This window comes from Roseateles sp. (assembly GCF_965229315.1).
Taxonomy (GTDB): Bacteria; Pseudomonadota; Gammaproteobacteria; order Burkholderiales; family Burkholderiaceae_C; genus Pelomonas.
This window is the reverse complement of record NZ_CBDDJA010000002.1, coordinates 1,144,456-1,163,938: the sequence shown is the minus strand read 5'-3', so window position 1 is coordinate 1,163,938 and position 19,483 is coordinate 1,144,456. Positions and strand designations below refer to the sequence as shown.

18 protein-coding genes, 1 tRNA gene and 1 pseudogene are annotated in these 19,483 nt (G+C 70.4%); 10 read left to right on the top strand and 10 right to left on the bottom strand.

Annotation, left to right across the window (positions count from 1 at the left end):
- Positions 1-11: 11 nt before the first annotated feature.
- The 3 genes from ACO07H_RS10175 to surE form a co-directional block, all read right to left on the bottom strand.
- On the bottom strand, positions 12-899 hold the full coding sequence (locus ACO07H_RS10175) for a peptidoglycan DD-metalloendopeptidase family protein (RefSeq protein ID WP_422013685.1): 888 nt from the start codon (positions 897-899) through the stop codon (positions 12-14).
- Positions 900-961: 62 nt separating this feature from the next.
- Complete coding sequence (locus ACO07H_RS10170) at positions 962-1,780, bottom strand: protein-L-isoaspartate(D-aspartate) O-methyltransferase (RefSeq protein ID WP_422013683.1); 819 nt, start codon at positions 1,778-1,780, stop codon at positions 962-964.
- A 2-nt stretch (positions 1,781-1,782) separates the two neighbouring features.
- Positions 1,783-2,526 carry a 5'/3'-nucleotidase SurE gene (gene surE / locus ACO07H_RS10165; RefSeq protein ID WP_422013681.1) on the bottom strand — a complete coding sequence of 248 codons (744 nt, stop codon included), beginning with the start codon at positions 2,524-2,526 and terminating at the stop codon, positions 1,783-1,785.
- A gap of 92 nt (positions 2,527-2,618) precedes the next feature.
- Here surE and ACO07H_RS10160 point away from each other — a divergent pair, with 92 nt between their 5' ends.
- The 6 genes from ACO07H_RS10160 to ACO07H_RS10135 all read left to right on the top strand — a co-directional run bounded on the left by ACO07H_RS10160 (position 2,619) and on the right by ACO07H_RS10135 (position 9,093).
- Positions 2,619-3,596, top strand: coding sequence for an NADPH:quinone oxidoreductase family protein (locus tag ACO07H_RS10160; RefSeq protein WP_422013679.1), 978 nt, complete (start codon positions 2,619-2,621; stop codon positions 3,594-3,596).
- A 102-nt stretch (positions 3,597-3,698) separates the two neighbouring features.
- A complete protein-coding gene (locus tag ACO07H_RS10155) occupies positions 3,699-4,445 on the top strand; it encodes a LuxR C-terminal-related transcriptional regulator (RefSeq protein ID WP_422013677.1) in 747 nt (248 codons plus the stop codon).
- 65 nt (positions 4,446-4,510) lie between these two features.
- Complete coding sequence (locus tag ACO07H_RS10150; RefSeq protein WP_422013675.1) at positions 4,511-4,837, top strand: hypothetical protein; 327 nt, start codon at positions 4,511-4,513, stop codon at positions 4,835-4,837.
- Between the two features lie 75 nt (positions 4,838-4,912).
- Positions 4,913-6,289, top strand: coding sequence for a TolC family protein (locus ACO07H_RS10145; RefSeq protein WP_422013673.1), 1,377 nt, complete (start codon positions 4,913-4,915; stop codon positions 6,287-6,289).
- Positions 6,290-6,303: 14 nt separating this feature from the next.
- A complete protein-coding gene (locus ACO07H_RS10140) occupies positions 6,304-7,686 on the top strand; it encodes a multicopper oxidase family protein (protein ID WP_422013671.1) in 1,383 nt (460 codons plus the stop codon).
- A 63-nt stretch (positions 7,687-7,749) separates the two neighbouring features.
- Positions 7,750-9,093 carry a PQQ-dependent sugar dehydrogenase gene (locus ACO07H_RS10135; protein WP_422013669.1) on the top strand — a complete coding sequence of 448 codons (1,344 nt, stop codon included), beginning with the start codon at positions 7,750-7,752 and terminating at the stop codon, positions 9,091-9,093.
- Between the two features lie 70 nt (positions 9,094-9,163).
- On the opposite strand, the gene ACO07H_RS10130 is transcribed toward ACO07H_RS10135, so the two are convergent.
- The 4 genes from ACO07H_RS10130 to ACO07H_RS10115 form a co-directional block, all read right to left on the bottom strand.
- Positions 9,164-9,251, bottom strand: a tRNA-Ser gene (locus ACO07H_RS10130).
- Between the two features lie 57 nt (positions 9,252-9,308).
- Positions 9,309-10,604 (bottom strand): serine--tRNA ligase, encoded by a 1,296-nt coding sequence (gene serS, locus ACO07H_RS10125; RefSeq protein ID WP_422013667.1) that lies wholly within the window; start codon positions 10,602-10,604, stop codon positions 9,309-9,311.
- A gap of 81 nt (positions 10,605-10,685) precedes the next feature.
- Complete coding sequence (ispH, locus tag ACO07H_RS10120) at positions 10,686-11,651, bottom strand: 4-hydroxy-3-methylbut-2-enyl diphosphate reductase (protein WP_422013665.1); 966 nt, start codon at positions 11,649-11,651, stop codon at positions 10,686-10,688.
- An 11-nt stretch (positions 11,652-11,662) separates the two neighbouring features.
- Positions 11,663-12,106 (bottom strand): FKBP-type peptidyl-prolyl cis-trans isomerase, encoded by a 444-nt coding sequence (locus tag ACO07H_RS10115; RefSeq protein ID WP_422013663.1) that lies wholly within the window; start codon positions 12,104-12,106, stop codon positions 11,663-11,665.
- A gap of 41 nt (positions 12,107-12,147) precedes the next feature.
- On the opposite strand from ACO07H_RS10115, the gene radC reads away from it, so the two are divergent.
- The 4 genes and pseudogenes from radC to cysC form a co-directional block, all read left to right on the top strand.
- Complete coding sequence (radC, locus tag ACO07H_RS10110; protein ID WP_422013661.1) at positions 12,148-12,822, top strand: RadC family protein; 675 nt, start codon at positions 12,148-12,150, stop codon at positions 12,820-12,822.
- Positions 12,819-13,469, top strand: a complete 651-nt coding sequence (locus tag ACO07H_RS10105) for a Smr/MutS family protein (RefSeq protein WP_422013659.1) — start codon at positions 12,819-12,821, stop codon at positions 13,467-13,469. Before radC ends, ACO07H_RS10105 begins: the two co-directional genes overlap by 4 nt.
- Before the next feature lie 159 nt (positions 13,470-13,628).
- Positions 13,629-14,261, top strand: coding sequence for a hypothetical protein (locus tag ACO07H_RS10100; RefSeq protein ID WP_422013657.1), 633 nt, complete (start codon positions 13,629-13,631; stop codon positions 14,259-14,261).
- Between the two features lie 16 nt (positions 14,262-14,277).
- Positions 14,278-14,841, top strand: a pseudogene (gene cysC, locus ACO07H_RS10095) (adenylyl-sulfate kinase); the annotation flags it as partial.
- Here the strand turns inward: cysC and ACO07H_RS10090 are convergent.
- The 3 genes from ACO07H_RS10090 to ACO07H_RS10080 are packed head-to-tail and all read right to left on the bottom strand — an operon-like array spanning position 14,838 to position 19,463.
- Positions 14,838-17,015, bottom strand: a complete 2,178-nt coding sequence (locus tag ACO07H_RS10090) for an ATP-binding protein (protein WP_422013655.1) — start codon at positions 17,013-17,015, stop codon at positions 14,838-14,840. The pseudogene cysC and the gene ACO07H_RS10090 sit on opposite strands and share 4 nt — an antisense overlap.
- On the bottom strand, positions 17,012-19,012 hold the full coding sequence (locus tag ACO07H_RS10085) for a response regulator (protein WP_422013653.1): 2,001 nt from the start codon (positions 19,010-19,012) through the stop codon (positions 17,012-17,014). The genes ACO07H_RS10090 and ACO07H_RS10085 overlap by 4 nt, the downstream gene beginning before the upstream one ends.
- The gene (locus ACO07H_RS10080; RefSeq protein ID WP_422013651.1) at positions 19,005-19,463 is read right to left on the bottom strand and encodes a response regulator; all 459 of its coding nucleotides are present in this window, start codon (positions 19,461-19,463) and stop codon (positions 19,005-19,007) included. Before ACO07H_RS10080 ends, ACO07H_RS10085 begins: the two co-directional genes overlap by 8 nt.
- Between the last annotated feature and the right edge of the window lie 20 nt (positions 19,464-19,483).

The following is a 19,483-nucleotide window of genomic DNA, read 5'->3' as shown; positions in this document are numbered from 1 at the left end:
GTTGCCCGTCCTCAGCGGGCCGGCAGCAGCTTGGCCGGATCGACGGGCTTGCCCAGCTTGCGCACCTCGAAGTGCAGCTTCACGGTGTCGCTCTCGGTGGAACCCATTTCGGCAATCCTCTGGCCCTTGCGGACGACTTGGTCCTGCTCGACCAGCATCGCCCGGTTGTGAGCGTAAGCGGTCAGGTAGGTGTTGTTGTGCTTGATGATGACCAAGTTGCCGTAGCCGCGCAACCCCGAGCCGGCATACACGACGCGCCCGTCGGCGACGGCCAGCACCGGGTCACCCGGTTTGCCGGCGAAGTCCAGGCCCTTGTTGCGCTGCTCGTCGAAACCGGCGCTGACGCTCTGCGCCACCGGCCAGCCCCAGGACAGCGTGTCTTCGTCCGCTGTGACCGCGGCGGGCGCTGCGGCCACCGCAGTCGACGCCGCAGCCGCAGGCGCGCTCGCCGCCGCGACGGGCGGCTTGCTGTCCGGCTTGCCGTCCAGAGGCCGGGGCTCGACCTTGCCGGCACTGGTGATCGGCTTGGCGGTCACGCCCGCGTCGGCCGACGGCGGCACGACGCGCAGCACCTGGCCGACCTCGATGCGGTTCGGGTTGTCGAGGCTGTTCCAGCGGGCCAGGTCGCGCCAGCTCTGGCCATAGTCCAGCGCGATGCGGATCAAGGCGTCACCCGGCTTGACGGTGTAATAGCCCGGCTTGCCGGCGTTCTCCGCGCCTGGCGGCAACTTGGCCTCGGGCGTTGGTTCGGAGGCGGCGGGCGCTGGCGTCGAAGCCGCGGGCTTGGCTGGCTGCGGGTTGCGGTCCTCGACCGGCGCGTGATGCAGCGAAGTACCGCAGGCACTCAGCAGCAGCGAGGTGGTGACGACAACGAAGTGAAGACGCAAGCTTTTGGGCATCGTGGGGTGACGGCACGTGGAAGGCCAACCTGATTGTGTGGCGCGGTGCGCCGGCGGCCCGGTCAGACGACGCCGGATTTTAGAGGGACGAAGAGCACGGCCTCGTGCTCACTGCGAACCCAGCGGCCGACGCCGCCCTCGACGACGTGGTCCAGCACCACCAGCACCTGGCCGCGGCCGGCTGCGGCGGTCGGCGCCACAAGCCGGCCGCCCGGCGCGAGTTGCTCCATCCAGGCATGCGGAATGTCCTCGCCGCCGGCGGCCGCGACGATGCTGTCGAACGGCCCGCTGGCCGCATGGCCGACGCGGCCATCGCCCCAGACCAGGCGCGGCGCCCGCGGCAAGGCGACGCGCTGCAGGTTGAGCTTGGCCTTGTCGTGCAGGCCTTGCAGGCGCTCGATGGACGTGACCTGCCGCGCCAGCAGCGCGAGCACGGCGGCCTGGTAGCCGCAGCCCGTGCCGATCTCCAGCACGCGGCCGAGGGACCCGTGCCGGCGCGCCCCTGCGCCGGCCATCAGAAGGCCCAGCATGTGGGCCACGACGGACGGTTTGGAGATGGTCTGGCCGTGGCCGATGGGCAGGGCCGTGTCTTCATAAGCCTGGGCCGCCAGTGCGCTGTCGACGAACTCGTGCCGGGGCGCCGCCGCCATCGCGGCCAGCACGCGCTCGTCGAACTTGCCCTCGGCACGCAGCCGGGCCACCATGCGCTGGCGCACGGCGCCGGAGTCCAGCCCCGTGCCCGTCGTCTTGCCGTTCGGCCGGGCCAGCCGCGCCGCGTCCACCGTGGCCTGGTGCAGGTGGCGCTGCGGCATCAGCAGCTCGCGCTGCGGCGACGTGGCCGCCTTCAGGCTCGCAGGGAAGCGCTTGGCGCCAGACGACATGCTCAGAGGCCCAGGCGCTGGGCCCAGCTGCCCAGCGACGAATGCTCCGTCAGATCCACCTGCAGCGGCGTGATCGACACCTGGCCGTTGGCCGTGGCGTGGAAGTCCGTGCCCTCGCCGGCTTCGCGGGCATCACCGGCCGGGCCGATCCAGTAGATGGTCTCGCCGCGCGGGCTGAGCTGCTCGATGATGCCCTCGCTGGAGTGGCGGCGGCCCAGCCGCGTGATCTTGCGCGGCAGCGTGTCGGCATCGGGCCGGTTGGGGATGTTGACGTTCAGCAGGAAGGCCTGGCTCAAGCCCCCGGCGATGACCTGCTCGACGAGGCTGCGCGCCACGCGGGCGGCGGCGTCCAGGTCGCCCCAGCCTTTTTCGGCCTGCGAGAACGCGATGGACGGGATGCCGAACAGGTAGCCCTCGGTCGCAGCGGCCACGGTGCCGGAATACAGCGTGTCGTCGCCCATGTTGGCGCCGTTGTTGATGCCCGAGACCACCAGGTCAGGCCGGTAGCCCAGCAGGCCGGTCAGCGCCAGGTGCACGCCGTCAGACGGCGTGCCGTTCACGTAGCGGAAGCCGTTGGCGGCCCGGTAGACGTTCAGCGGCCGGCCCAGCGTCAGCGAGTTGGAGGTGCCGCTGGCGTTCTGCTCGGGGGCGATGACGTCGATCTCGCCCAGGCCTTCACAGGCTTTCACGAGGGCCGCGAGGCCGGGAGCGAGATAGCCGTCGTCGTTGGAAATGAGGATGCGCATGGGTGCCAATTGTAGGGAGCGCGTCACCTGCGGGACCGGGTGTAACCACCTTGATTTCTATCATCGCGCGCTGAATCAAACAGGAGACGACGATGAAGGCATGGCTCTGCGAGAACCCGGTGGGCGTCGAGGCGCTGCAATGGCGCGAGCTGCCGGCGCCGGCACTAGCGGCCGGCCAGATCCGCGTGGACATCAAGGCCGCCAGCCTGAACTTCCCGGACCTGCTCATCGTGCAGAACAAGTACCAGATGAAGCCGCCCCTGCCCTTCATCCCTGGCACGGAGTTCTCGGGCGTCGTCACCGAGGTGGGCGAAGGCGTCAAGGGCTTTGCCGTGGGCCAGCGCGTCGCGGCCTTCGGCGGCCTCGGCAGCTTCGCCACCGAGGTCTGCATTCCCGCCATGCTGGCGATGCCGCTGCCGGACGCGTTCAGCTTCGAGGATGCCGCCGCGTTCATCTGCACCTATGCCACCAGCCACCACGCACTGATGGACCGCGGCGCGCTGCAGCCCGGTGAGACCGTCCTGATCCTTGGCGCGGCGGGTGGCGTGGGCACGGCGGCGATCCAGATCGCCAAGGCGGCCGGCGCACGCGTCATCGCCGCCGCGGGCAGCGATGCCAAGTGCGTGGCCTGCAAGGCGCTGGGCGCCGATGCGACCATCAACTACGCCACGCAGAACCTGCGCGACGAGTTGAAGATGCTGACCGAAGGCAAAGGCCCGGATGTCATCTACGACCCCGTCGGCGGCGACCTGGCCGAGGCCGCCTTCCGCTCCATCGCCTGGCGCGGCCGCTACCTGGTCATCGGTTTCGCGCAGGGCGCCATTCCCGCGCTGCCGCTGAACCTGGCGCTGCTCAAGGGCGCGTCGCTGGTGGGCGTGTTCTGGGGCGAATTCGCCAAGCGCGAGCCCGGGCGCAACGCCAAGATGCTGGGCGAGCTGGCCACGTGGTATGCCGCCGGCAAGGTCAAGCCGGTGCTGGACCGCGTGCTCGCCATGGAACAACTGCCCGACGCGTTTGCACGCATGGCCGCACGTGAAGTCGTCGGAAAGGTAGTTCTTACCAACGCTTGAAGCCTGAAACGGGGGCCTCGCCCCGGGGGGCATGCCCACGAACTGGGGGTTGGCTGCGCTACATTCGACCGTCGAATCCGCAGACGAAGCTTCACCCGCGCCATGACCGTCAAAGTCCTCATCATCGAAGACAACCCCGTCGCCCGCAGCTTCCTGTGCCGCGTGGTGCGCGAGAGCTTCAGTGATGCGATGGAGATCACCGAGGTCGGCGACCTCGAGAACGCGCGCCGCCAGGTCGCCCGCATGGCCAGCACCGGCCCCGACGCCAGCTTCAAGCTCATCCTCGTCGACCTGGAGCTGCCGGACGGCAACGGCATGGAGTTCCTGACCGAGCTGACCGGCTCGACCGCGATCAAGATCGTCACGACGCTGTACTCGGACGACGACCACCTGTTTCCCGCCCTGCAATGCGGCGCCGACGGCTACCTGTTGAAGGAAGACCGCTTCGAGGTGCTGGTGGAAGAACTGCAGCGCATCGTGCGCGGCCAGCCGCCGCTGTCGCCGGCCATCGCGCGCCGGCTGCTGTCGCACTTCCGCCCCGCCTCGTCCAGCGACAGCGGCACCATGCCGCTGAACTCCGGCTTCGGCTCGCTGTCGTCGTCGCACGCGCCGTTCGCCAGCAGCCGCAGCGTGGCGCTCGACCCGCCGCCCGAATGGGAGCGCCTCACGCCGCGCGAGAGCGAGGTGCTGACCTACCTGAGCAAGGGCTTCACGATCAAGGAGATCGCGAACCTCATGGGCATCAAGTGGTTCACCGTCAACGACCACATCAAGAGCATCTACAAGAAGCTCAATGTGTCCAGCCGCGCCGAGGCCGCCGTACTGGCGTCGAAGCAGGGCCTGGTCTAACCACGGCCCCAACGGCCACCCGCGACCCACGCGCCAGCGCCCCGGGGCCGGGTACAGTGCCCGCCATGCGCCGCGTCGTCCTCTGCCTGCTGTTCGTGCTGCTGCCGCTGCGCAGCCTGCTCGCGGCCGGGCAACTGGGTTGCGAGCCGATGCCGCCGGTGCAGGAACAGCACGCGGGCCACGCGCACCACGCCTCACCGGCTGGCGACGTGCACGACCACGGCGCCAAGCCGTGCAAGCTCTGCGCGCCCTGCTGCCTGGCCGCCGCGCCACCGCCGGTGCTGGTGTTGAACACCCCCTCCGCCACGCCGGCCGAACGCGTCGCCCAGGCACCCGCCGAGCGCTGGGCCGGCATCGTGCCGCCGCTGCCCGACCCGCCCCCCAGGGCCTGAGCCTGCGCACTGCCGCTATATCCGCCGCCTGACGTGCGCGGCGGGTGTGTCTTCGCACCGCCCCGAGAGGCCTGCATGCATTTCCGTTTTCCCTCACGCGCCAGCGGGCTCGCGCTGCTGGCCGCGCTGACGGGCTGCGCCACCACGCCGCCCGATGCGCTGACGCCCATCTCCCAACTCACGCAGCCGCACACCGGCCAACCCCTGGCCGCCACCCTGCCCTCGCCCGGGCAACTCGCTGAGGCCCTGCGCGAGCCACTCGCGGCGGACGCCGCCGTGCAACTCGCGCTGCAGAACAACCGCGCATTGCAGGCCCGCCTCGCCCGACTGGGCGTGACGGCCGCCGACGTGGCCGAGGCAGGCCGCCTGCCCAACCCGGGCTTTCGCTTCAGCCGGCTGACGCGCGGCAGCGAGGTCGAGCTGGAGCGCGGCTGGCACATCGACCTGGCCCGGCTGCTGACGCTGCCGCTGGTGCGCGTGGCCGAACAGCAGCGGCTGCAGGCCGAGCAGCGCCAGGCCGCCGCCGACGTGCTGGCGCTGGCCGCCGACACGCGCCGTGCCTGGGTGCGCGCGGTCGCCGCCGAAGAGGCGCTGACATCTCGCCGCCAGGTGTTGGATGCCGCCGAGGCCGGCGCCGAGCTGGCCAGGCGCATGCAGGCCGCCGGCAACTTCAACACGCTGGCGCGGGCCCGCGAGCAGGCCTTCGAGTCCGAGGCGCGGCTGATGCTGGCGCGCGCCCAGGCGCAGCGCCTGGCAGCCCGCGAACGCCTCGTGCGGCTGCTGGGCCTGGAAAACGGCACCGCGCTGCGGCTGCCCGAACGGCTGCCCGAGTTGCCCACCGCGCCGCGCGAGCAGGCCGATGTCGAACAGCTGGCGCTGACCCAGCGGCTGGACGTGCAGGCCGCGCGCCTGTCGCTGGAGCGCGCCGCGCGCCAACTGGACGTGGCGAGCACCACGCGCTGGGTATCGATGCTGGAGCTGGGCACGGTGCGCAACGCGTCCAACGAGATGCCGACACAGCGCGGCTGGGAGGTCGCGCTGGAGCTGCCGCTGTTCGGCCCCGGCCCGCTGCCCAAGGCGCAGGCGCTCGCACGCGAGGCCTCGCACACGGCGGCCGACGCCGCCATCCAGGCGCGCTCGGAAGCGCGCGAGGCCTACGGCCTGTACCGCAGCAGTTTCGACGTCGCCCGCCAGCACCGCGACGAGCTGCTGCCGCTGGCCCGGCGCATCTCCAAGGAGCAGCTGCTGCGCTACAACGCGATGCTGATTGGCGTCTTCGAGCTGCTGGCCGATGCGCGTGCGCAGGTCGCGGCCACCAGCGCGGCGCAGGACGCGCTGCGCGACTTCTGGCTCGCCCAGGCCGACCTCGACCAGGCCCTTGTCGGCCCCGTCACGCCGGCCCTGCCCGGCCCGGCCGCGCAGGCCGCTCCCGCCGCTGCGGCCGCCCACTGAATCCCGAGGACCCCATGCTCAACCGACGCTCCTTGCTCGCAGGTGCTTCCGCCACCTCCCTGGTTTCGCTCGCCGCGGTCTCCAAGGTCGCCCTCGCGGCCGTGCCCGAACCCGTCACGCAAACCTCGCCCGACACGCAAAGCCCGCTCGTCCCGCCCAACGGGCGACCCTACAACCCCGTGGTCACGCTGAACGGCTGGACCTGCCCGTGGCGCATGAACGCCGGGGTCAAGGAGTTCCACCTCGTCGCCGAGCCCGTGATGCGCGAGATGGCGCCCGGCTTCACGGCGCGCCTGTGGGGCTACAACGGCCAGAGCCCGGGCCCGACCATCGAGGTCGTCGAAGGCGACCGCGTGCGCATCTACGTGACCAACCGCCTGCCCGAGCCGACGACGATGCACTGGCACGGCCAGCGCCTGCCCAACGGCATGGACGGCGTCAGCGGCCTGACGCAGCCGGCCATCCCGCCGGGCAAGACCTGGGTCTACGAGTTCGTCGCGCGCCGCCCCGGCACGTTCATGTACCACCCCCATGCCGACGAGATGGTGCAGATGGCCATGGGCATGATGGGACTGTGGATCACGCATCCGAAGGCCAAGCACCCGCAGATCGACGCGGTGGACCGCGACTACGCCTTCCTGCTGAACGCCTACGACATCGAGCCCGGCAGCGCCACACCCCGGATCATGACGATGCTGGACTTCAACCTGTGGAGCTGGAACAGCCGCGTGTTCCCGGGCATCGCGCCGCTGGTGGCGCGCCAGGGCGACCGGGTGCGCATCCGCATCGGCAACCTGACGATGACCAACCACCCCATCCACATCCACGGCCACGAGTTCACCGTCACCGGCACGGACGGCGGCCCGGTGCCGCGCACGGCCCGCTGGCCCGAGGTGACGACCGACGTGGCGGTGGGCCAGATGCGCCAGATCGAACTCGTCGCCGACGAGGAAGGCGACTGGGCGCTGCACTGCCACAAGGCCCACCACACGATGAACGCGATGGGCCACGGCGTGCCGACGATGCTGGGCGTGGACGCCAGCGACCTGGAGGACAAGATCCGCAAGCTCGTGCCCGGCTACATGGCCATGGGCCAGGGCGGCATGCACGAGATGACCGAGATGATGATGCCCGGGCCGGCCAACACGGCGCCCATGATGGCCGGCGACGGCCCGTTCGGCGCCATCGGCATGGGCGGCATGTTCAGCCTGCTGAAGGTGCGGCGCGGCCTGGCGCGTGGCGACTACACGGACCCGGGCTGGTTCCAGCACCCGCCCGGCACGCTGGCGCGGGAGGTGGGCGATGCGCCGCCCGCGCCGGGCGCACCCGGCGCCGCGCCGCAGCCAGGGGCCGCCGACGTGCAGATCCGCAAGCCGCACGACCACCACGGGCACTGAGCCGCCGCCCACGGGCATGCTGATTGCCAGACAGCGGGATCGCCACCGCTGAAAGCACCCACCATGCCCCGTTTTGCAACCCCTACCGGCATCACCGCTCTCGCACTGACGGTGGTGGCACTCGCGGCGCACGCCGACACGAGCAAGCTGCCACTCAACGGCGATGTCGGTCCCAATCCCACGCTGGTCAAGCCGGTCAAGTCGCTGCTGCCGACAGTGAACATCGCACCGGCCGAACCCTGGGCCGACGGCAAGGCGCCTACCGCTGCGGCCGGCACGCAGGTGGCGGCGTTCGCCACGGGGCTGGACCACCCGCGCTGGGTCCACGTGCTGCCCAACGGCGACGTGCTGGTGGCCGAGACCAACGCGCCACCGCGCCCCGATGATGGCAAGGGCATCAAGGGCGTCGCCATGAAGATGGTGCAAAAGCGCGCCGGTGCCGCGCCGGCCAGCGCCAACCGCATCACGCTGCTGCGCGACGCCGACGGCGACGGCAGGCCCGAGGTGCGCGAGGTATTCCTGTCCGGCCTGAACTCGCCGTTCGGCATGGCGCTGGTGGGCGACACCTTCTACGTGGCCAACACCGACGCCGTGATCGCCTATCCCTACAAGGCCGGCCAGACCCAGATCGACCCCGCCAGCGGCCGCAAGCTCACCGACCTGCCCGCAGGCGACATCAACCACCACTGGACCAAGTCGCTGATCGCCAGCCCGGACGGCAGCAGGCTCTACGCGACCGTGGGCTCCAACAGCAATGTGGCCGAGAACGGCATCGCGGCCGAGGAAGGACGCGCCGCCATCTGGGAAATCGACCGCGCCACGGGCAACAAGCGGCTGTTCGCCACCGGCCTGCGCAACCCCAACGGCATGGCCTGGATGGCGAGTGGTGGAACTCAGGTGCTGTGGACGGTCGCCAACGAACGCGACGAACTCGGCAGCGACCTCGTGCCCGACTACCTCACCTCGGTACGCGATGGCGCCTTCTACGGCTGGCCCTACAGCTGGTACGGCCAGCACGTGGACGACCGCGTGAAGCCGCAGCGGCCCGACCTCGTGCAGCGCGCGGTGGCGCCGGATTACGCACTGGGCGCACACGTGGCGGCACTGGGCCTGACAGCCGCAAACGGCAAACTGCCCGCAGCGCTGGCGGCAGGCCAGGGCGACAGCGGCGTCTTCATCGGCCTGCACGGCTCGTGGAACCGCAACCCGCTGTCCGGCTACAAGGTCGTGTACCTGCCCTTCAAGGACGGCAAGCCGCAAGGCCTGCCCATCGACGTGCTGACCGGCTTCGTCAACAAGGACGGCAAGGCGCAGGGCCGGCCGGTGGGCGTGGCGATGGACACGCGCGGCGCGCTGCTGGTGGTGGATGACGTGGGCAACACGGTGTGGCGCGTCACGCCCCGTTGAAGATCGATGGCTGAAATGCAAGAAGGCCAGTCCGGTGGACTGGCCTTCTTGCATGTCGACGAGCGACAACTGGCGGAGAGGGTGGGATTCGAACCCACGGTACCTTGCGGTACGCCTGATTTCGAGTCAGGTACATTCGACCACTCTGCCACCTCTCCTGGTTCGGTGCGAGTGAAGCCCACCATTATAGGCAGGTTTTCGTCACTCGTTGCAAATCAGCCGCGAAGCGTGTCGACACCCCCCATGTAGGGGCGCAGCGCCGGCGGCACCGTGACACTGCCGTCCGCGTTCTGGTAGTTCTCCAGCACCGCCACCAGCGTGCGCCCGACGGCCAGGCCCGAACCGTTCAGCGTGTGCACGAACTCGTTCCTGCCCTGGGCGTTCTTGAAGCGCGCCTGCATGCGGCGGGCCTGGAAGGCGCCCATGTTCGAGCAGGAGCTGATCTCGCGGAAGGTCTTCTGCGCCGGCAGCCAGACTTCGAGGTCGTAGGTCTTGGTCGAGCCGAAACCCATGTCGCCGGTGCACAGCAGCATGGTGCGGTACGGCAGGCCGAGCTTCTGCAGCACGGCTTCGGCGTGGGCTGTCATCTCCTCCAGCGCAGCCATGCTGTGCTCGGGCTGCTCGATGCGCACCATCTCGACCTTGTCGAACTGGTGCTGGCGGATCAGCCCGCGTGTGTCACGGCCCGCCGAGCCCGCTTCCGAGCGGAAGCACGGGCTGTGCGCCGTCAGCTTGACCGGCAGGTCCTCGGGCTTGAGCACGCTCTCGCGCACGGTGTTGGTCAGCGAGATTTCCGAGGTCGAGATCAGGTACTGCTCGACCTGCTCCTCGTCGCCACCGCGCAGCACCCAGAACATGTCCTCCTTGAACTTGGGCAGTTGGCCCGTGCCTTCGAGGATCTCGCGGTTGACGATGTAGGGCGTGTAGCACTCGGTGTAGCCATGCTCCGTCGTCTGCACATCGAGCATGAACTGCGCGAGCGCGCGGTGCAGGCGGGCGACCGGGCCTTTCAGGAAGGCGAAGCGCGAGCCCGACAGCTTGGCGCCCGTCTCGAAGTCCAGGCCCAGCGGGGCACCGAGGTCCACGTGGTCTTTCACGTCGAAGTCGAATGTGCGCGGCGTGCCCCAACGGCGCACCTCGACGTTGCCGTGCTCGTCCGCACCCACGGGCACGCTGGCGTCGGGCAGGTTGGGCACGCTCATCAGCATCGTGTTGAGCTCGACCTGGATGGCCTCCAGGCGCTCCGCACCAGCCTTCAGCTCGTCGGCGATGCTGCCGACTTCGGCCATCAGCGCCGAGGCGTCCTCGCCCTTGCCCTTGGCCATGCCGATCTGCTTGGACAGGCTGTTGCGGCGGGCCTGCAGTTCCTCGGTGCGCATCTGCACCTGGCGGCGTTCGCCTTCGAGCGCCTTGAAGCGGTCAACGTCCAGGAAGGCTTGCGGGGTCTTGCGCGCGTTCAGGCGCTCGATGACGGCATCGAGGTCCTTGCGCAGTTGGGTGATGTCGAGCATGGGTGTCTTTCAGGATTCGAATGCATTCAAACGCAAAAGCGGCGCCGATGTCAGGCGCCGCCGGGTGTGCGAGGCGCCGGGTCAGGATCGCGAGGAACTCGCCTCGGCCATGGACTTGTCACCCAGGCCCATCGGCAGCGGGAAGCGCACATGCTCCTCGACGCCCGGCAGGCTGCGCACCGTCGTCGCGCCCATCGCCCGCAGCCGGTCGATGACGGCCTGCACCAGCACGTCGGGTGCCGAGGCGCCGGCCGTCAGGCCCACGCGCGGGCGGTCCGTCAGCCATTCGGCCTTCAGGTCCTCGGCCGCGTCGACCATGTAGCCGGGCGTGCCCAGCCGCTCGGCCAGTTCGCGCAGCCGGTTGCTGTTGGAGCTGGTGGGGCTGCCGACGACGATGACCACGTCCACCTTGGGCGCCAGCAGCTTCACGGCGTCCTGGCGGTTCTGCGTGGCGTAGCAGATGTCCTGCTTCTTCGGTTCGCGCACCTGCGGGAACACGCGCTTGACCTCGGCGAGGATCTCGGCCGCGTCGTCCACGCTGAGTGTGGTCTGCGTGACGACCGCGAGCCTGGCGGGGTTGGTGACCTGCACCTTTGCCACGTCCTGCACGTCCTCGACAAGGAAGATCCCCTCGCTGAGTTGGCCCATCGTGCCCTCGACCTCGGGGTGCCCCTTGTGGCCGATCATGATGAACTCATAGCCCTCGCGGTGCAGCTTGGCCACCTCGACGTGCACCTTGGTCACCAGCGGGCAGGTCGCGTCGAAGATCTGGAAGCCGCGCGCCTGCGCCTCGCGGCGCACCTCCTGGCTGACGCCGTGGGCGCTGAACACCAGCGTGGCGCCGGCCGGCACGTCGGCCAGGTCCTCGATGAAGATCGCGCCGCGCGACTTCAGGTCGTTGACGACGTAGGTGTTGTGCACGATCTCGTGGCGCACGTAGATGGGCGCGCCGAACTTGACCAGCGCACGCTCGACGATCTCGATGGCGCGGTCCACCCCGGCACAGAAACCGCGCGGCTCGGCCAACAGCACTTCCTGGGGTTGCACTTTCGCCTCCATCACAACACCCCGATCACTTGCACTTCGAAGCTCACCGGCTGGCCAGCGAGCGGATGGTTGAAGTCGAACAGCAGCGCCTCCTCGGCCACCTCGCGCACGACGCCGGCATAGCCCCCCTGCCCGTCCGGGCCCGGAAACTGCACCACGTCGCCGACCGAATAGGCTTCGTCCGGGTCGCCCAGTTGGCGCAACAGCGACAGCTTCACGCGCTGCAGCAGCTCGGGGTTGCGCTCGCCGAACGCCTCGCCGGGCGCCAGCTCGAAACGCTCCCGCGCGCCCTCGGGCAGGCCGATGAGGCGGGCCTCGATGGCCGGCGACAGCTGGCCGGCGCCAATCGACAACGTGGCCGGCTTGTCGCCGAAGGTGTTGACGAGGTCGGCACCGTCCGGGCCTGAGAGCCGGTAATGCAAGGTCAGGAAGGACCCGGCCTGGATGGGGTTCATGGGGGCGGCAGAAGCTGCTTGGCTAGACTGCGGGCGATTTTATGTCGCTGACCCACCTGCCTCCGGACGCCCGCCCGCGCGAGAAGCTGCTCGCACGCGGCCCGCAGGCGTTGGCGGACGCCGAACTGCTGGCGCTGCTGCTGCGCACGGGGCTCAAGGGCATGCCCGTGCTGCAACTGGCGCAGAGCCTGCTGGACCGTTTCGGCGGCTGGGCCGGGCTGCTGGCCGCCAACGTGCAGGACCTGGGCAAGGTCAAGGGCCTGGGGCCGGCCAAGCGCGCGGAGATTGCCGCGGTGCTGGAGATCGCACGGCGCTCGCTGAACCAGCGCCTGGCCGAGAAGTCGGCGATGACCGACGTCGACACGGTCAAGACCTACCTGCGCCTGCACCTGGGCGGCCTGGGGCACGAAGTCTTCGCCGTGCTGTTCCTGGATGCGCAGCTCAAGCTGATCGCGATGGAGACGCTGTTCCAGGGCTCGCTGTCACACACGACGGTGCACCCGCGCGAGGTGGTCAAGCGCGCGCTGGCGCTGGGCGCCGGCGCGGCCATCCTGGCGCACAACCACCCCAGTGGCCACGCCGAGCCCTCCAGGGCGGACGAGCAGTTGACCCGCCAGTTGACGCAGGCACTGGCACTGGTGGACGTGCGCGTGGTGGACCACCTCGTCGTCGGTGCGACCGGGGTCGTCTCTTTTGCCGAGCGGGGCTTGCTGTGAGCAAGCCGCTCACCGTGCGCAGCCTGGCCGACCTGAAGCCGCTGGCCCGCGAGCTGGCCGCGGCGCGGCTGGCAGCCGAGGTGGAGCGCGAACGGCTGGCGGCGGCCATGCGGCTGGCCGAACAGGAGCGGCGCGTCTTCGAGCTGACGGTCGGCCCGGTGACGCCGATGCGCCGCGTGGCGCGCGTCATCCATGACCGCGAGCCGCCCGAGCCCGAACCGCGCCAACGGCAGGCCGACGAACGCGCGGTGCTGCTGCAGGCGCTGTCGGACGAGATCGACATCGACTCGCTGCTGGAGACCGACGAGACACTGTCCTTCCGACGCGAGGGCATCTCGCTGGAAGTGGTGCGCAAGCTGCGCCGCGGCCACTGGTCGCTGCAGGCGCAGCTGGACCTGCACGGCCTGCGCCGCGACGGCGCGCGCGAGGCGCTGGGCCTGTTCATCCACGACAGCGCGCGGCGCGGCCTGCGCTGCGTGCGCGTCATCCACGGCAAAGGCCACGGCTCGCCGGGGCGCGAGCCGGTGCTCAAGGGCCGCGTGCGGCGCTGGCTGGTGCAGAAGAGCGAGGTGCTGGCCTTCGTGCAGGCGCGCGCCAGCGATGGTGGGGCCGGTGCGCTGATGGTGCTGCTGGCCGGCACGCCCTGACGCGGCGCTGACGACGCGTCGACACGCCGGCCGCCGTCGCGCGGCCGACACGTGCTGACGCCACCGTTGACCGGCCTCCTGCTGCCGGGGTAGCCTGGGTTCAAAGCCGCAGCCTGCGCGCGACACCCGGTTTCCCACCCACCACCAGGAGAAGAGCCCATGGAACTGTCCCGCCACGCCCCCGCGCCCGCCCGCTACACGGGCCTGGGCCTTGTCATCGGGGTGCACGTCGTCGCGATCACGGCGTTGAGCCTCGCATTCATGCCGCCTGCGGCCCAGCCCAAGCAGGCGCCCATCGTGCTGCTGCCGCCGCCCCTGGACACACCCGACACGCCCCGCGAGCCGCCACCGGTGGTGAAGGCGGCGCGGCCCGACCTGCCCCGCGTGCCCGTGCCCGACGTGCCCATCCCAGACTGGCAGACCGAGGCACCGACCGTCACGGCCGCGCCGCTGCGCAGCGAGGGCACGCCGGTGCCGACCAGCGGCGGCACCGGCGCGGCGCCGCTCGCGACTGCGCAGGAGCCTGCGGCCGTGCGCGCGCCCGGTGCCGTCTGCAGCGTGATGCCGCGGCCCGAGCTGCCGATGCTGGGCTGGAGCGGCCAGGCGGTACTGCATGCCGTGGCCACGGTGCGCGGCGGCCGCGTCGTGGGCAGCGACATCCGCGTCACGCAGGGCGCGCTGGACGCCAAATCGCGCCGGGCACTGCAACGCTCGGTGGAAACGGCGCTCGCCGGCTACCAGTGCGCCGGCGACGCCCTGTTCGAACAGGAATTCGCCTTCAGGCTCGATTGACCGGATGACCCACAGCCTCGCCGCCCAACCCTTCGTACTCTGGCTCACCGGGTTGTCCGGCGCGGGCAAGTCGACCATCGGCAACCTGGTGTTGCAGCGCCTGAACGCGCGGGCACTGCACGCCACACTGCTGGACGGCGACCACCTGCGCGCCGGCCTGTGCGCCGACCTGGGCTTCGGCGATGCCGACCGCCAGGAAAACATCCGCCGCGCCGCCGAAGTGGCCCGGCTGATGTTCGACGCCGGGCTGATCGTCGTCGCGACCTTCATCTCCCCGTTCGCACGCGACCGCGCCGCCGCCCGGGCCCGGCTGCCCGAGGGACGCTTCCTGGAGGTGTTCATCGACGCGCCGCTGTCCGTGGCCGAGGCGCGCGATCCCAAGGGCCTGTACCGGCGTGCGCGGGCCGGCCAGTTGCCGAACTTCACCGGCATCTCGTCGCCCTACGAGGCGCCCGCCAGCCCCGAGGTGCGCGTCGACACGTCATCCATGTCAGCCGACCGCGCGGCCGACCGGATCATCGAGCAGCTGCACCTGGCCGGCCTGCTGCAGCCTCGCTCCCGTAGTGCCAACACGCCTTAGGCAACCGGCGGCTGCAGCGGCAGCCGCAGCACGAAGGCCACCTCGCCGTCACCCGGCTCGTAGCGGATGGTGCCGCCATGCGCCGTGGCCACCTGGTGCACGATGTACAGGCCCAGGCCCATGCTGCCGGGGTTGCCGGCGTTGTTCAGCGACCGTCGCTTGAACGGGTCGAACAAGCCCTCCACCAGTTCTGCGGCGATGGGGTCGGCCGGGTTGCGGATGCTCAGCTCGGCGTGCCCGTCCCGCGCAAGCAGCTGCAGCGCGATGCGCCCCTTGCCGTGGTGGCGCGCATTGCTCAGCAGGTTGGCCGTCATCTGCAGGTAGCGCATCGGGTCGACGCGCGCCACCATCGCCGCGGGCAGCGTGGCGTCGACGGCCACGTCGGGGTAGGCGCTGCGCTGGTCATCCAGCAACTGGCCGAGCAGCGCGGCCACGTCGGTGTCCTCGTACTCGATCGACAGCGCCAGGCCGTTCTGGATGCGGGTGATGTCCTGCAGGTCGCGAAGCAGCCGCTGCATGCGGTTCGTGGAGTTGCGGATCACCGAGGCGACGCGGTCCGATGACGACTGCCGGTCCAGCACGACCGAGGCCATGCTCAGCATGTGCAGCGGGTCACGCAGATCGTGGCCCAGCACGGCCCACAGCTGCGAGCGCAGGCGGTCCATCTCGAGCACGCGGTCCACGTTGACGCGGCTGACGGCGTCGTGCAGCAGCCGCGCGCTCTCCAGCACCACGTCGGACCACGGCACCGCCGTGTCCCGCACCGTCTCGCGCCATTCTGCAAAGGAGCCGCGCGGCGTCAGCCGCGGGCCCATCGGGCCATGCGCAACCTCCTTCTCGGGCTTGCCGCCCCAGCGGATGGTCTCGATCTGCTCGCGCCGCAGCGCCACCAGCCAGCCGTGGCGCGGCGCATCGAAGCGCAGCGCCAGCACGCCGCAATAGCGGTCGCCACCCGTGGCGGCAGGCAGCTCGTCGCAGCGGTCGACATGCACCAGCGGCTGTTCGCGCGCCTGCAGCCAGTCGATCAACCGGGCGGCCCAGCGCTCGTCCACCGCGCCATGGCTGCGTACGCGACCGTCGATGCCGACGAAGATGGCATCGCAGTCCAGGCTCGCGCACAGGGCCAGTGCCTCGCGGGTCAGCACGTCGGCTGCCTCGTGGCCCTGCGCGATCTGGCCCGTGATGTCGGTGCGCAGCAGCGCCGCCCGGGCCATCGCCGCCTCGCGGTCGCGCGCGCACAGCGACTGCACCGACGCGGCGATCAACTGCGCGATGACATCGCTGGCCATGCGGATGGCGTAGGGCACGCGCAACGGCGCCATGTGGTGGCAGGCCAGCATGCCCCACAGCCGCCCGGCGACGACGATGGACACGCTCATCGACGCGCCCACGCCCATGTTGGTCAGGTACTCGACGTGGATGGGCGAGACGCTGCGCAGCACGCTGTGGCTGAGGTCCAGCGGCGCGGTGTGCCCCGCCTCGACCAGCAGCGGCACGGACTGGTAGCCCACATCGGCGATCAGCCGCAGCGTGTTGAGCACGTACAGCCGCCGCGCCTGCGCGGGGATGTCGCTGGCCGGGTAGCGCCGGCCGAGGTAGGGCTCCAGGTCATGGCGGCAGGCCTCGGCCACCACCTCGCCGCTGTCGTCGTGGCGAAAGCGATAGGCCATCACGCGGTCGAACCCGGTCATGGCCTGCACCTCGGACACCGCCACCTCCAGCAGCTTGTCGATGCTGTGCTGGCGCTTGAGTTTCTCCATCGACCGGTAGGCCCTCTGCGCAAAGGCACTGAGCCGGTCGGCGTTGTCGTCGCGCTGCTCGAACTCGCACAGGCACAGGCCGCCGTCGGCATGCACGACGAGGTCGAAGCTGCGGCCATTCAGCACCAGCTCGCGCGAATCCGGCATGGACTCGCCCAGGCTCAGGTTGGCGACGCCCTGCTGGATGACGCGGTAGACGTCGGCATCCACGCCCAGCTCGGCGGCGCGCGGCGCGCGGCCCAGCGTCAGGCTCAGGCCAAGCAGCGCCTGCGCATTGGCGCTCACCGACACCAGCCGGCCCAGGCGATCGAACGCCAGTAAGGCGCCGTGCGGCTGGATGGAGCCGGGGATGTGGATGGGCTCGCGCTCGCAGTTGTCCAGCGTGACGGGCTCGGCGGGGTGCAGGGGGTTCATTCACGCGCACTTTCCGCGGGCGCGGCCACGCGCAGCACGTCGCGGATCGCGCTGCCGAGGTTGCGGACATCGATGGGTTTGGCAACGTAGCGCTGAAACCCCGCGGCGAGGCCGGCCTGGCGGTCCGGCAGCATAGCGAAGGCCGTCAATGCGACGGCGGGCAGGTCCGCCGTGGCCGGGCGCGCGCGCGCCGCGCGCATCAGCGACAAGCCATCCATTCCGGGCATGCCGATGTCCGACACCAGCACATCAAAGCGCTCGCGCTCCAGCAACGCCAGCGCCTCGCGAGCCCCCGTCGCCGTGGTCACGTCGGCGCCCAGCTCCCGCAGTGCGGCCTGGCCGACGTCGCGCGCATCCTCCTCGTCGTCGACCAGCAGCAGCCGCACGCCGTCCAGGCGCGGCAGGTTGTCCGCCGACGCCACGGCCAGCGGCGCCGCGGGCTGGCTGGCCGGCGCTTCGGCCAACGGCAGGCGCACGTCGAAGCGCGCCCCGCGATCCGTCCCCTCGCTGTGCGCACTGATGCGGCCACCGTGCAGATCGACGATGGCGCGGGCAATGGCCAGCCCGAGCCCCAGGCCGCCGGCCTTGCGCGTGCGCGAACCGTCCTCCTGGCGCAGGCGGTCGAACACATGCGGCAGGAACTCCGGCGAAATGCCGCTGCCCGAGTCCTTCACGGACAACAGCCCCATGCCGTCCTCCACGCCCAGCCTGACGACGATGCGACCGGCGTCGGCGCTGAACTTCAACGCATTGCCCACGAGGTTGGAGATCACCTGCATGAGCCGCTGGGCATCCCCGTGTACCCACAGCACGACGCTGCCCTCGAAGTCCAGCACGATGTTGCGGGCCTGCGCGACATGCAGGTGCGACAGCAGCGATTCCGCCGCCAGCGCCGACAGGTCCAGCGTTTCCCGCTGCAGCGCGAGCTTGCCGGCCGCCACGGCGCTCATGTCGAGCAGGTCGTTGATCATGCGGGCCTGCAACTCGGCATTGCGCCGGATCACGAGCGCCGCCTTGGCGAGCAGTTCGTCGCCGCTGCCGCGCCGCTCCAGGATGTCGGCCCAGCCCCGGATGGCACTGAGCGGCGAGCGCAGCTCGTGCGACAGCACGGCGAGGAACTGGTCCTTGAGTTCGTTGCTGTGCTCGGCTTCGTCCTTGGCCTGGCGCAGCTGCTCCGAGGCCCGGTAGGCCGGCGTCACGTCGCGCACGATCTTGGAGAAGCCGGTGTGCTCGCCGGCCGCGCTGTACAGCGGTGTCAGCACGCCTTCCGCGCGCAGGCGCGTGCCGTCCTTGCGCATCAGCCAGCGGTCGTCACGCGCCGACCCATCGGCGAGCGCTGCAGCCATCTCGCGCTCCAGCACGTCGGCGGCCCGGTCCTCGGGCGAGAACAGCACCTCGGCCGGCAGGCCGCGCGCCTCGTCCAGCGACATGCCGAAGATGCTGGCGGCAGCGCGGTTCCAGTCGCGGATCAGGCCGCCGCGATCCAGCAGGATGACGGCGTAGTCCTGCAGCGAGTCGACCACGCGTGCATACAACGCATCCGCCTCACGCAGCTGCGCCTGCGTGCGCTGCTGCTTCTCGCGCTGCGCCACCTCGCGCAAGGCGCGCTCGATGACGATGGGCAGCCGCGTCAGGCGCCCCTTCATGATGTAGTCGGTCGCACCACGCTTGAGCAGCTCGACCGTGTTCTCTTCGCCGATGACGCCGGACACAAAGACGAAGGGCGTCAGCGGCGCCACCGCCTGCGCGTGGTCCAGCGCGTCGGCGCCATTGAATTCGGGCAGCTGGTAGTCCGACAGGATCAGGTCGAAATGCTGCCCGGCCAAGGCCTGCTTGAAGCCCGTCTCGTCCTTCACCCAGAGCAGGCGCATGCCCGGATAGGCGGCCTGCAGCGCCGCCTCCAGCAGTTCGGCATCGAACGCCGAGTCCTCCAGCAGCAAGATGTTCAGGCCCGGCACGCGCGGCGCTGTCCGCTTGCCGTCCGCGGCGTCATTCATAGCGGCGTGCGGTGCGCAACGACCCCGGCGGCGGCTCGTTCAACACGGCCCAGAACATGCCCAGATCGGCAATCGCCGCGACGAACTGGTTGAACTCCACCGGCTTGACGACATACGCGTTCACGCCCAGCTCGTAGCTCTGCACGACGTCCGACTCGGCCTGCGACGACGTCAGCATGACGACCGGGATGCTCTTCAGCGCCGCGGTGCTGCGCACGCTGCCCAGCACCTCCAGGCCATTGACCTTGGGCAGCTTCAGGTCCAGCAGCACGACGGCCGGATTGCCCTCGCTGCGGCCGGCATGGATGCCTTCGCGGTTCAGGTAGTCCAGCGCCTCGGCGCCGTCGCGCACGATGATGACTTCGTTGGCGAGCTGGCTCTTCTCCAGCGCGACGAGCGTCAGCTCCAGGTCGCGCGGATCGTCCTCGACGAGCAGGATGGGTTTGAGCATGTGTTGACTCTGCAGGGGTT